The following is a 13,412-nucleotide window of genomic DNA, read 5'->3' as shown; positions in this document are numbered from 1 at the left end:
TGCTCGACGTACCATATGTACGCCTGCGCTTACACGACACCGCCACGCCTTGTATATCGAAGTTTTTCCAGAGTCCATCTGGGAACGTTGAACGACTTTTTACGAGATCATCATTCTTTACAGCCTGAAAAACTCAACCATCTTCTCCAGTACAAAACTGATATCTTCTCTTGTGATATCCAGGTGAGTGACCAGCCTTGTGGTGTCACCCGGAGTGATGAGAATATTGTATTTTTTCAGAAACCGTGCCAGCTCTCTTGCCCGTGATTCTGAAAGAGAAAAAAAGACCATGTTGGTCTGGGCCGTGTGGCGGTAGACCTCAGGTTCGGCCAGTTTGTCCAGGCTGTCTGCCAGTTTCCTGGCGTTTTCATGGTCATCGCGGAGGCGGTCAATATTGTTTTTGAGGGCATAAATACCTGCAGCAGCCAGGATTCCCGCCTGGCGCATACCGCCACCTACCATTTTTCTCCATCTTCTGGCCTTGGAAATATGATGTTTTTCCCCGCACAGCAGGGAGCCGACGGGGGTGCCCAACCCTTTGGAGAGACAGACGGAGACGGAGTCAAAATGGGCGCAGATTGATTGTGCTTCCACTTCCATGGCCACTGCTGCGTTAAACAGCCTAGCGCCGTCCAGGTGGAGTTTGAGATTGTTCCTGCGGGTAAAATCGGCGGCCTTTTTCAGATAATCCGGAGGCAGGACTTTACCATTCTGGGTGTTTTCCAGACAGAGCAGGCGGCTTTTGGCAAAATGAAAATCATCGGGTTTGATCTTTTTTGCCACCTTTTCAAGATCCAGGGTAGAGTCTTCCTCGAATTCGATGGGTTGAGGCTGGATGGAACCGAGAACAGCGGCACCTCCAGCTTCGTACCGATAAGTATGGGCCTGCTGGCCGACTATATATTCATCGCCGCGATTGCAGTGGGCCATGATGCCGACAAGGTTGGCTTGAGTGCCGGAGGTGGTGAAGAGGGCCTCTTCAAAACCGAGAAGATCTGCGGCCATCTCTTCGAGCCTGTTTACCGTGGGGTCGTCGCCGTAAACATCGTCCCCCACTTCGGCGTTTGCCATTACTTCCCGCATTTCGGGGCTGGGCCGGGTAACAGTGTCGCTTCTGAGATCAATAATTTTCATTGAATTGTTCCTTTTTTTGCGTTTTGTTGAAGCACTCAGTTTACACCGGACAGCACAATAAATTCATCTGAAAACGTCAAAATGAACCAATTAAACAGGGAACAGCTGCAATTGCTTGAAAAGGCAGGTTTTGCGTTTCAAAAAATAACTCAAGAGCAGGTCCTGGCAATTGTCCGGGGAGAAGTCCCGGTGGAGGATCTGGATGATACGAGCCTTGTCGAATGCCTTACCGTCGCTAACCTGCTGTACAGGGGCGGCTTTCCTCTGGTCAGTGATTATGTTTACGATTTTATCTTTCTGGCTGAACTGAAAAAACGTCGGCCCGACCACCCTTTTCTACAGAAGGTTGAACCGGAGCCCGTCGCACTTGCCAAAACAGTCCCCCTGCCGGTACGGATGCTGTCCACTGAAAAGGCCTATGAATTTAAAAGTGTGCAACGATGGGCAGAGAGAATACGCAAGGCGGCGGATGGTATCGGTGTTGATTTTCCCAGCCTGTTGTTCAGGGCAACCCCGAAACTCGACGGTTTTGCAGCCTATGATGACGGCGAAAGGCTGTATACCAGAGGGGATGGACGGCGCGGTACCGATATCAGCCGGGTCTTTGCCAGGGGGCTTCAGGTGGCGGAAGGTGGGAAACGGGGGCTGGGACCTGGAGAGATTGTTGTGCGGCGCAGCTATTTTCAAAAACACCTGGCCCGGGTTTACGATAATTCCCGTAATTTTCAGGCAAGCCTGATACGGGAAAAGGATCTGGATCCACTGGCAGCCGAGGCGATCAGGCAAAAAGGCGCCGTTTTTTTTCCGTTTGTCCTGTTGCCGGACTGGCGCGGTGTCTGGCGGGAATTGTCCGAAAACTTTGAAACTGTTATTGGTGATCTGTGGAATCGACTCGATTTTGATATTGACGGAATTGTTTTGGAAATTCTTGATGAACGGTTGAAGGAATCCATGGGGGCGACCCGGCATCATCATCGCTGGCAGATTGCCTATAAAAAAAATACAGAGACCGCCAGAGTCAAAGTCATTGCGGTTACACCCCAGACTTCCCGCTCAGGCCGTGTGAATCCGGTGGCGGAGGTGGAGCCCACAAGGTTGAGTGGAGCTCTTATCAGGCGTGTCACTGTCCATCATTATGGCATGGTTCGGGAAAAAGGAGTAGGGCCGGGGAGTGTGATCGAGCTGTCCAGGAGCGGTGAGGTTATTCCGAAAATTGAAAAAGTGCTGGTGACGGCAGAGCCGCAGCTTCCTGAAAGCTGTCCCAGCTGCAATTCCAACCTGATCTGGGATAGCGATTATCTGCGCTGTATTGATAATATGAACTGTCCGGCCCAGATAACCCATTCCATCGGTCATTTTTTTAAGACCTTGGGGAATATTGACGGCTTTGGTCCCGCTTCCATAAACAGGCTCTATCAGCATGGAGTTCGTTCCGTGTATTCGATCTACACCCTCTCCGCGGGTGAATATGAGAAGATGGGATTTGGCCCCAGGCAGTCGGAAAATATGGTTGCCCAGCTGCAGAGAAGCAGAACTGAAAAAATTGAGGACTGGCGCTTTTTGGCCGCATTCGGTGTATACAGGATGGGACCGGGGAACTGTGAAAAACTCCTTTCCATGTTTCCATTGGAGAAAATCTTCAGTCTTACCAGGGAAGATGTGGCATCGATCAAAGGCTTTAAGGAAAAAACTGCAGATGCAGTGGTGGAAGGTATGCAGGCAATTTTCCCTCTCTTTACCCAGCTTTACGAGCTTGGTTTCAACCTGGCAAAAACCCCTGTTGCAGGTTATGAAGAAAACAAATTTCTACCGCTCCAGGGGAAGATCATTGTTTTCACGGGAGCGATGCAGCAAGGTAGTCGGCAGGAAATGGAAAAACAGGCAAAACTGCTCGGGGCAAAACCGGGTAAAAGCGTCACAGGAAAGACCGATATTCTTGTGACTGGGCAACGGGTGGGTCCGGCAAAACTCAATAAGGCGAAAGATGCCGGAATTAAGATAATGAATGAGCAGGAGTATCTGGAAATGATAAGGAATATGGAATAGGGCGGAACATGTTCAGGTTCTGCCCTATGGGGTGAAGACACTACTTGGGAGGTGTGAGCAACTCGCCGTTTTTAGCAATATTTTCATGGGGCACTTCGTCAATAAAAATTATGATTGATTCGGGTGGTTTGTTCGCCTCTCTGGCAATGACGTCGGTAACTCCCCTGCTGATTTTGGCTTTCTGGACTTTGTCGAGTGTGCCGGCGACCCTGATATTTACATATGGCATATTTGCTCCTTTTTGTTAGAATACAGGTTCTGATGTGAATAAAACAGGATAACCTGTTTTCAGAAACACATAAAGTCTATTTTAATAAAACACCAGGAATTGCCACGGTTTCAGGGGATTATTCTGATAAACAAATAAATACGGAAAATACAAAGCATGCATATTTTGATAACAGGTGGAGCCGGTTATATAGGCAGCCACACCTGTCTTGAGTTGTTGGAAAAAGGAAACAAGGTCAGTGTTGTCGACAATCTCTCCAATTCCAGTCGGGAGTCGTTGCGTCGAGTGGAGGCGTTGACAGGGAGAAAAATTGATTTTTTTGAGGTAGATATTCTGGACAGGGACGCGCTTGATGATGTCTTTTCCCGTCTGGTGCCGAAAGTTGATGGTGTTATTCATTTTGCTGGAAAAAAAGCAGTTGGGGAGTCAGTGGAAAAACCGTTGCTTTATTACCATAATAATATTTCCGGTACCCTGATACTGTGTGAGGTGATGGCTGATCATGGTATAAAAAAAATTATTTTCAGTTCTTCAGCCACCGTTTATGGTGACCCTGCAACTGTTCCCATTACCGAGGATTTCCCTCTGTCCTGTGCCAATCCATACGGGCGGACCAAGCTCATGGTGGAAGAAATTCTGCGAGATATTTACACTGCGGATGGTGAGTGGAGTGTCTGCCTGCTGCGCTATTTTAATCCGGTTGGTGCTCATAAGTCGGGGCGGATCGGAGAAGACCCGGAAGGAATACCCAATAATTTGATGCCTTATATCTCCCAGGTGGCCGTGGGTAAGCTGTCGCAGCTCCAGGTCTTCGGCAATGACTACCCTACTCCGGATGGCACAGGTGTCAGGGATTATATCCATGTTGTTGATCTTGCCTGCGGCCATGTTGCAGCATTAAAGAAGCTCCTTGAATCTCCAGGGGTTCACGTGTACAACCTCGGGACAGGAAAGGGATACAGTGTGCTGGAGATGGTTTCCGCCTTTGCCGAAGTCAGTGGACGGGAGGTCCCTTACAAAGTGGTTGGTAGAAGAGCGGGTGATATTGCTTCCTGCTATGCGAATCCGGCAAAGGCTGCTGAAGAGCTGGGGTGGGAGGCCCGTTTCAATCTGGTGGAAATGTGTGAGGACACCTGGCGCTGGCAGAAGAATAATCCCCGGGGATACTGAATTCTGCACTTCTCAAGAACATTATGTTGTTTTTGATATGGTGTTTTAAAATTCAAAAATCAGCCAGGTATGCACCGTTGTCATTTTAACATAATGTTCCCTCTGGACTGACACCAGTTAACCCGCATTTCTTCCATGAGAAGGCTTGTCAAGATATAAGTTCGACGTGGCGAACCATTTTTTAAATAATCCCTGAAACGTCATGCTTCCATTCGCACTCATTTATGAACCTCTGCCAAAAAGTTCGGTGCATTGTAGGGTCCGTCCTGGAGCTGCCACCTCATCATCGGTCTTAAAAATTGTCATTGGCATATGACAGACCAGAGAAATTCACGCAGTCTTCCGGACGGGACGTTCTTTATTCAGGGCTTTATTTTCAAAATGACTTGAAAGTCTCCACTCATTTTACGTTGCTGATAAAAAGGGAAAATCATTTTTCCCTTTTCACAGTTACCGGTTGTACATAACGAACAAAACTGTCAAGGAGAATGTTCCTCTATAAATATACTCACCAAGTTCATTTTAAGTGTCACAGTATGTATTACCGGGTACTTACGGTTCCTGGGGAACATTGTCCTTGACAGGTGCAGTGAGACTATGTAACTCATGCTGCCTTTCTTCTTGATAAAACGTTACGTTTGTAAACCGGGTCATATATTTCTCCATATTTCCACAGACGATGTAGGAGTATTGCTAATTTCCTTCCCACTGCCACTACAGCTTTACGTCTTGCATTTTTCCCGCCTCTAGATGCCAGACGTAAACCAAAACGTTGCAGGTTACAGTCCTCTCCAAATGGGCCAAGAATATATTGCGCCGAATTTATCAATAGCTTTCGTAAAAACGGACTGCCAGCTTTGGTTATTCGAAGCTGTTTATCTGTCTCTCCAGATTGATCGCGACGAGGTGTCAGCCCGAGATATGGGCCAATCTGTCTGCTTTTTCCAAATCTACCAGGATCTTCAACCGTCAATACAAATGCCAGAGCTGTTAATGGACCGACTCCTTTCACTCGCCTGAGCAACTCTGTCTCAGGATACCGCTCGCTGCTGATACTCTCGATTTCTTTATCCAAAGCTTTAATTTGTTCGTTAAGCTGTGCAATGAGTATCAGTACAGGTCCAAGGCCAAGCTGCAACTGTTGAGGAATATGGGATATAGCCTTTTTATGAAAACATTCTGTGCTACAACTTGGTAACCGCTCACCAAAGGATTTTACAATGCCACGAACATGATTAATCTGACTAGAGCGGGTTCTCACCAATAAATCTCTTGAGTGCAATAGTGCAAGATCCGCTTGTACCTGTTCACCTTTATGTTGTATCGGATAAAGCAAATTGGGATCGAATCGTGCTATCCTTGCAAGCATTTCAGCATCTCGCTGATCTGTCTTACAATCACTCTCCCATATTGCACGTAGTTTTCTTGGGTTCCCCACTAAAACATTACAGCCCATGGAGCTCAGGAGTCTACTCATCCATGGGGAATGAGTTCCCGCTTCAATAGCGACCGTAGTTCTTTTATATTTCCTAAAAAATTTTCTTATGGATTCTACATTGTTGTCTATAGATTTACTCAGCAGGATGGTACCTCTGTCACCCACAATACAAACAAAATTTGTTTTATCGCCTAAATCCATTCCAATTGTTATACTGTTCATGGCTGGTTCTCCTTTTTTTGCAGCATCATGACTGCGTTTTATAGTTGAGCATGTTCTATAACATAGCTCGGGAGAACCAGCCTTCTCATTTTACCTCATCAGTTCAGACTCCGAAAACTTTGAACCTGGCGCTACCTGAACTGATGAGAAATGTGAGTTGGGTGGCTGTATGTGCATATTGCTTGTGCATCTTTTTCTCTTTTTGGGTTATTGTTGAGTTTGTGTTGTGCGACATTGTGGCGTTTTTCTTCAATATTCACACCGAGTTGAAAAAATATTGTGCATATATTGCTAATATTTTCAGTGGACTGTCGGTTTTGTGTCGTTTGTGTTGAAATTTGAGTTGATATTCCATCTATCTGATGGTATTTTCATTAAAACTCAAACAAAAGGCACTGTTTGCACAATGCGACCAAATGATAAAAAAACCATGATTTTTGGATGCGGCAATGTCATCATGGGGGATGATGGCTATGGACCCGCTGTTGTGGATGAGCTGCATGCTCACTACGATCTTCCGGAGAATACAGAGGCTGTTGATGTGGGCACCTGTGTTCGGGAATATCTGTTTGACTATCTCCTCACTGAAGAGGGCCGGCCCGACAGGATTATCATTCTGGATGCGGTCGATTTTCCCGACCGGCACCCGGGAGAGGTGTTTCAGATTCGGCCCGATTCCATTCCTGCCAAAAAAATACACGACTTCTCTCTTCACCAGTTTCCCACGGTTAATTTATTGCAGGAGCTTGAGGAAAACACAGGGATCAAAATCCTGATCCTTGCGGCCCAGGTTGATTTTATTCCAAAGGAAATTCAGCCTGGACTTTCCCCCGCCATGTCTACCGCCGTGAAAAAAGCATGTGAGAAAATAGTACAGGTAACAGTCCCGGTGGAGGAGAAATAACCGGGGCTTTTCACTATCCCTTTTCGAGGGTGCCAAACGAAAAAGTAAATTGAGGTGACCTTTTTATGATGTACGAATTTAAAGTCAGCGAGATGGCGGAAGAGTTCGGGGTGCATCGAAATACCATAAGGAACTGGATCAACGCCGGTACCCTTCCCGCCAAGGAAGGTCCCGGGCGTAAGTATCTTATGGAATTTCATGACTACCAGCTCCTCTGTGAAAAGTTCGGACGTGAACCCCATGTCCACCCGGGGAATCATGTCAGCCCTAAAGCTCTGGGAGAGCTGGAAAAAACAGATGTGAAACCCCTCGAGCTCAGCGGAGAGAAGAGTCGTTTTATTACGGATCCCTCATTAGCTGATGCCTGTCTGACCTGTGGAACCTGCGCCAGTGCCTGTCCCATTGCTGGTGTTGATGGGCTTGATCCAAGAAAAATAGTTCGTATGGCTGTGCTTGGTATGGACGAAGATCTGATCGAATCAAGTTGGCCATGGAAATGCACAATGTGTGCAAAATGTGAAGAGGCGTGCCCCTCCAACATTCAGATCATCGCGCTTATCAGAAAAATCAGAGGTGCACGGGAGCGTGAACTGGTACCCGGTCCGATTCACAAGGGAGTCACCATGTGTCTGGAGCGCGGTAATAATCTGGGCATTCCCAAGGATGATTTTGTTTTTCTCTGTGAGGACCTGGGGGAAGAGCTGGCGGCTGATGAATGTCCCGGCTTCAAGACACCTGTTGATGTCCATGGAGCGCGGGTGCTTGTCACCGTTAACTCAAAAGAGCCGTTCGGGGAACCGGACGATATGAAGTGGTGGTGGAAAATATTCTATGCTGCCGGGGAGTCCTGGACGATTTCTTCCGAGTATTGGGAAGGGGTCAACTGGGGGTTGTTTTCAGGCGATGATGAAGCAATGAAGACGGTTGTCGGCAGGATTGTCGATAATATGCGGAGGTTAAGCTGTGAAGTTCTCCTCCTGCCCGAGTGAGGCCATGCTTATTTTGCAACCCGGTCCGGGTTGAACAAATGGTATCCGGAAGCACTCAAGGAATTCAGAATCGTCACCGTTTTTGACCTTTTGCTGGAATATGTTAACGAGGGAAGGATTCAGCTTGATAAATCAGTACATGATATGGCCACGGCGTATCATGATCCCTGCAATTACGGGAGAAAGTCACTGAAAACATTCGGTAAGACCTATTTTGAAGAAGGACGGGCGGTGACAAAGGCATGTTGCGAAGATGTGCGGGAGTTGAATCCGAACAGAAACGGTGCCTACTGCTGTGGTGCGGGGGGTGGCGCATGGGCCATGCCCTATGCCGAAGAGCGGGTGTTTTACGGAAGAATAAAGGCCCGTCAAATCAGTGAGTCCGGGGCAAAGCTGGTTGTGGCTCCCTGTCATAACTGCCGTGATCAAATCATGAAGTCTCTCAATAAGGAATATGACCTCGGTATTGAGGTGAAATACCTGTGGGAGCTTGTGGCCGATTCCCTGGTTATGCCTGAGCGGAATAAATAAAAAGAACTCACAACTGGATCCCGGCAGGTCCGTTTCTATGGGCGTGGGTAATAAAAGTCAAACAAAAACCTAATGGAAGTGCAGGGTTCAGGGCACATAAAATTGAGAGGAAACAGATGCTGGAGACAAAAAAAGTTGGTTCGGTAATGATCGTAGGAGGCGGTGTTACAGGAATGCAGGCCGCTCTGGATCTCGCCGATTCAGGCTATTATGTATACCTGGTCGAAAGGTCCGGAGCCATAGGCGGTGCCATGGCCCAGCTGGACAAGACCTTTCCCACCAATGATTGCTCGATGTGAATTATCGCGCCAAAATTGGTTGAGTGCGGTCGGCACTTGAATATAAAGTTGATGACGCTCAGTGAAGTGACCGGTATTGCAGGCAGTGCCGGAGATTTTACTGTCACTGTCAAGGAATCCCCACGTTACGTGGATATGGATAAATGTATTGCCTGCGGGGCCTGTACTGAAAAATGTCCCAAGAAAGTGGACAGTGAGTATGACGCAGAAACGGGTAAACGTAAGGCAATTTACGTCAAATACGCCCAGGCTGTCCCCCTGAAATACCAGATTGATCCGGACAGTTGTATTCGTTTGAAAAAGCCTGGTGCCTGCGGATTCTGTGAAAAGGTCTGTGATGCCGGGGCCATTACTTTTGATGATACGGAAAAAATTCATGAAATAGAAGTCGGAGCAGTGGTTCTTGCTCCTGGTTTTGAGGCCTTTGACCCGACTGATTCAGAGGTATGGGGATACGGGGTATATCCCAATGTCATAACCTCTCTCCAGCTGGAGCGGTATCTTTCCGCTTCCGGTCCCACCGAGGGACATCTTGTCAGGCCATCTGACGGAAAACCTGTAAACAAGGTGGCTTTTCTCCAGTGCATCGGTTCCCGGGATGAAAATCTCTGCGGCAATGGATACTGTTCTTCGGTCTGTTGCATGTATGCCATCAAGGAAGCGGTTATCGCCAAAGATCACGCACCGGGACTGCAGACATCCATTTTTTATATGGATATGCGAACCCATGGTAAGGAATTTGACCAGTACCTGGAACGGGCAAAAAATGATTCCGGCGTACGGTTTGTCCGTTGCCGGGTCAACGGCGTGGAAACGGATGGCGTAAGCGGGGACCTGAGGCTCAGTTATGTCAACGAGGAAGGACGACAGATTGAAGAATTTTACGATATGGTTGTTCTCTCCGTCGGTCTGCAGACACCGAGACATGTCCTTGAGCTGGCTCGCAGTTCCGATATTAAACTGACGGCCGATAACTTTGCGGCAACTTCTGACTTTGCCCCCGTACAGACATCAAGAGAAGGGATTTTCACCTGCGGTGCCTTTGCGGGGCCTAAGGATATTCCCCAGTCAGTGGTAGAAGGATCCGCTGCAGCAGCAGCTGTTTCTGATCTGCTGGCGCCGGCCCGTTTCGAGTTGTCAACCGAAGCCAGTTTCCCCGAGGAAAAGGATATCTCCCTGGAAACGCCGAGGATCGGTGTCTTTGTCTGCCATTGTGGTTCCAATATTGCGGGCATTGTTGACGTGGAGGCGGTTGAGCAGTATGCCGAGACTCTTCCCGATGTGGTATACGTGGAACGCAACCTTTTTTCATGCTCCCAGGATACCCAGGATATGATAGCCAAAAGGATCCGAGAGCAGAATCTGAATCGGATCGTTATTGCAGCATGTACGCCGAGAACCCATGAGCCCCTGTTCCGGGAAACACTCAAGGCGGCAGGACTGAATGAATACCTGGTAGAGATGGCCAATATCAGAAACCATGATTCATGGGTGCACAGCGGAGATCCCAAGGCGGCAACATCAAAGGCCAAGGATCTTGTGCGGATGGCGGTTGCCAAGGTGGTCTACTCCTCTTCTCTCAAACCGATCTCCGTTCCCATTACACAGAAAGGGCTGGTGATAGGAGGTGGAGTTGCCGGAATGACCGCAGCCCTCAACATGGCCGAGCAGGGATTTGAAGTCCATCTGGTTGAACGTACTGATACCCTGGGTGGCAATGCCCTGAACCTGAAACATACCTGGTCGGGAGAACATGTACCGACGGAAGTCTCCAAACTCATTGATCGTGTAACTGCCAGCAAAAATATAGTTATTCACCGCAGGTCGGAGGTGATAGACGCTGAGGGTTTTGTCGGAAACTTTAAAACCACATTAAAGGCCAAAAACGGGGCAAAGACAGTTATTGAACATGGGGCGGGAATTGTTGCCACCGGTGCGGAACTCTATATCCCGACAGAATATAACTACAATTCCATTACCCGGGTTGTTACTTCGGTTCAGTTTGACAAGCTGTATGAGCTGAAGGAAATTCATGTGAAAAAGGCCCGTAATTTTGTCTTTATCCAGTGCGTCGGTTCCCGTGAGGAAGGGCATATGTATTGCTCAAAGGTGTGCTGCACCCATTCCGTGCAGTCGGCCATTGCCCTGAAAAAGGAGAATGCGGAGCGGAATGTCTATATTCTCTATCGTGATATGCGCACCTATGGCCAGCGGGAGGCCCTCTACAAAGAGGCGAGAAAACTTGGCATTATCTTTATAAATTATGAGCTTCATGGAAAGCCCAATGTCACCGAAAACGGTCAGGTGATTGATGTGGAGGTCTGGGACCATGTTCTCCATCGGCCAATGAAAATTAAGGCTGATATGGTTATCCTTGCAACCGCAATTCGACCAAAGCCGGATGCTGCAAAACTTGGTCAGCTCTATAAGGTTCCCGTGGACGGTGACGGGTTCTTCCAGGAGGCCCATGCCAAACTGCGGCCTGTGGATTTTTCCACGGATGGAATGTTTGTTGCCGGTCTGGCCCATTACCCCAAGCCCGTTGACGAGTCAGTTGCCCAGGCTCTGGCTGCGTCAGCCCGGGCTGTGACCCTGCTCTCGAAAATGGAAGTTTCTCTTGATGCCGTCAAGGCGACTGTGGATGAGGATTATTGTGACGGATGCGCACTCTGCGTTGATGTCTGCCCCTATAATGCTATTACCCTTGTTGATAGAAAGGTGGAAGGTGGCAGCGGGGAGAGCAAGATTATCAGGATCAATAAGGCCCAGTGCAAAGGGTGTGGACTCTGCCAGGGCACCTGTCCGAAGCGGGGTGTTTCCGTTGCCGGTTTTACCATGGAGCAGGTCAGTGCGCAGATAAGGGCGGCACTGGCCACGTGAATTGCATGAAAATCCGCAAATCCTTCTTTTCGGAGTTCTTCTGCCATCCGGGAAGAAGGATTTGTTGGAGATAAATTAAAATCTAAATCCTGCAATTGGCAAGTTCGGAGTATTCGCTACCTGTCGGAGATGCGAGGCATCAAGGGCGCCGAAGTGCAGGATTTAGGTGAAATAGATAAAGGAGTAGATCAAATGAGTTTTGAGCCAAAAATTGTTGCATTCTGTTGCAACTGGTGCTCCTACGCCGCAGCTGATCTCGCAGGGACTGCCAGAATGCAGTATCCGCATAATGTGCGGATTATACGGGTGATGTGCTCGGGTATGGTTCATCCGGAGTTTGTCATGGATGCGCTTGCCCAGGGTGCGGACGGGGTGATGGTCCTTGGCTGACACCTCGGTGAATGTCATTACCTGGATGGTAATTATAAGGCAATGGATCGTTCAGATATGGTAGCCGAACTGATGGAGGATTTCGGTTATGAGTCAGAGCGTTTTAATTTAACATGGGTATCATCTGCCGAACCGGACAAGTTCGTTGAAGCGGTAACGGAGATGACCACTCGCATAAAAAAACTGGGTCCTGTGAATGGTGAGCAGACCCCGGTTGTGTAAGGGGAGGGAGATATGGGAGTAACTACCGCTTTGGAGTGGTTGGGGTCCTGTTCGGGGTGTGAGATTGCCATCCTGAATATCGGAGAAGATCTTGTTCCGCTTATAACTGAAACCCTGGATATCGTCCATGCGCCAGTCCTGATGGACCATAAATATTTCGGCCAGTGCGGGGAAGGTGTGACGTTGACCATTCCCGATGCAGTGGTGGGAATTGTCACAGGTGGTGTGAGTAACCATGAGCATGTGGAGGTACTTGAGGAGATGCGGGAAAAATGCAAGGTACTTATTGCTCTAGGTACCTGTGCTACTCATGGAGGTATTCCTGCCCTGATGAATGGCTGGAATCAGCAGGAAGGGTGGCAGGATATTTTCAGGACAGCATCGACGGACCCTGGCGCTGAGATACCTGACGTTGAGGTTCCGGCACCACTTGATCGGGTATATGCCTGTGACGAGAAAGTTAAAATTGATATGCAGCTGCCCGGCTGTCCGCCCAATCCGGAACTGATCGCAGAGGTTATTATATCCCTGGTGGAAGGACGGGATCCCGTATTGCCTGGTAAAAGTGTCTGTGATACCTGTCCCACCAAGCGGGAAGGCAAAGGCGCGGTCAACAAGGTGAAACGGTTTATAGCCAATGCAGATTTCAAACCGGGTGGACCTATTGACGAAATGCGCTGTCTGCTGGAGCAGGGATATATGTGCATGGGGCCTGTGACGGCCGCCGGGTGCGCCAAACGGGGAGCACCAAGTTGTATCAGTGCAAGGGTACCTTGTCGCGGTTGTTTCGGTCCTGTGCGTAAGGGAGGCAATCAACTGTTGGACATGATGAATGCCTTGGCCAGCAATGGTATTGACTATAAATCTGTTGTCGATCGCCGTTCGATTTTACGATTTTCTGGAGCCCATGGAAGACTGCGCCCCGTGAAAAAGCGTGTTGAAAGGGAGGAAAAATAAA

10 protein-coding genes are annotated in these 13,412 nt (G+C 48.5%); 7 read left to right on the top strand and 3 right to left on the bottom strand.

All coding sequences use genetic code 11. The features are described from left to right. Positions 1–117: 117 nt before the first annotated feature. The gene (gene ltaE, locus LO777_RS14055; RefSeq protein WP_228854511.1) at positions 118–1,134 is read right to left on the bottom strand and encodes a low-specificity L-threonine aldolase; all 1,017 of its coding nucleotides are present in this window, start codon (positions 1,132–1,134) and stop codon (positions 118–120) included. Between the two features lie 81 nt (positions 1,135–1,215). Here ltaE and LO777_RS14050 point away from each other — a divergent pair, with 81 nt between their 5' ends. Next, a complete protein-coding gene (locus tag LO777_RS14050; protein ID WP_228854510.1) occupies positions 1,216–3,180 on the top strand; it encodes a BRCT domain-containing protein in 1,965 nt (654 codons plus the stop codon). Between the two features lie 40 nt (positions 3,181–3,220). Here the strand turns inward: LO777_RS14050 and LO777_RS14045 are convergent, their stop codons facing one another. Beyond that, positions 3,221–3,409, bottom strand: a complete 189-nt coding sequence (locus LO777_RS14045) for a tautomerase family protein (RefSeq protein ID WP_228854509.1) — start codon at positions 3,407–3,409, stop codon at positions 3,221–3,223. 156 nt (positions 3,410–3,565) lie between these two features. On the opposite strand from LO777_RS14045, the gene galE reads away from it, so the two are divergent. After that, entirely contained in the window at positions 3,566–4,579 is a 1,014-nt protein-coding gene (galE, locus tag LO777_RS14040; protein WP_228854508.1) for a UDP-glucose 4-epimerase GalE, read from the top strand. Between the two features lie 604 nt (positions 4,580–5,183). Here galE and LO777_RS14035 read toward each other — a convergent pair. Beyond that, the gene (locus LO777_RS14035; RefSeq protein ID WP_228854279.1) at positions 5,184–6,239 is read right to left on the bottom strand and encodes an IS110 family RNA-guided transposase; all 1,056 of its coding nucleotides are present in this window, start codon (positions 6,237–6,239) and stop codon (positions 5,184–5,186) included. 430 nt (positions 6,240–6,669) lie between these two features. Between LO777_RS14035 and LO777_RS14030 the strand changes: the two genes are divergently transcribed. The 5 genes from LO777_RS14030 to LO777_RS14005 all read left to right on the top strand — a co-directional run bounded on the left by LO777_RS14030 (position 6,670) and on the right by LO777_RS14005 (position 13,411). Continuing rightward, the gene (locus LO777_RS14030; RefSeq protein WP_228854507.1) at positions 6,670–7,143 is read left to right on the top strand and encodes a hydrogenase maturation protease; all 474 of its coding nucleotides are present in this window, start codon (positions 6,670–6,672) and stop codon (positions 7,141–7,143) included. A 68-nt stretch (positions 7,144–7,211) separates the two neighbouring features. Continuing rightward, positions 7,212–8,663 (top strand): 4Fe-4S dicluster domain-containing protein, encoded by a 1,452-nt coding sequence (locus LO777_RS20145; RefSeq protein ID WP_329955748.1) that lies wholly within the window; start codon positions 7,212–7,214, stop codon positions 8,661–8,663. Positions 8,664–8,713: 50 nt separating this feature from the next. Next, positions 8,714–11,842, top strand: coding sequence for an FAD-dependent oxidoreductase (locus LO777_RS14015; RefSeq protein ID WP_329955747.1), 3,129 nt, complete (start codon positions 8,714–8,716; stop codon positions 11,840–11,842). A gap of 192 nt (positions 11,843–12,034) precedes the next feature. Continuing rightward, positions 12,035–12,454 carry a hydrogenase iron-sulfur subunit gene (locus LO777_RS14010; protein WP_228854503.1) on the top strand — a complete coding sequence of 140 codons (420 nt, stop codon included), beginning with the start codon at positions 12,035–12,037 and terminating at the stop codon, positions 12,452–12,454. Positions 12,455–12,466: 12 nt separating this feature from the next. Next, positions 12,467–13,411, top strand: coding sequence for an NADH-quinone oxidoreductase subunit B family protein (locus tag LO777_RS14005; protein ID WP_228854502.1), 945 nt, complete (start codon positions 12,467–12,469; stop codon positions 13,409–13,411). Position 13,412 lies beyond the last annotated feature (1 nt).

This window comes from Desulfomarina profundi (genome assembly GCF_019703855.1).
In the GTDB taxonomy this organism is placed as follows: domain Bacteria; phylum Desulfobacterota; class Desulfobulbia; order Desulfobulbales; family Desulfocapsaceae; genus Desulfomarina; species Desulfomarina profundi.
Note: the sequence above shows the minus strand (reverse complement) of the source record. Positions and strands in the feature narration are given on the sequence as shown.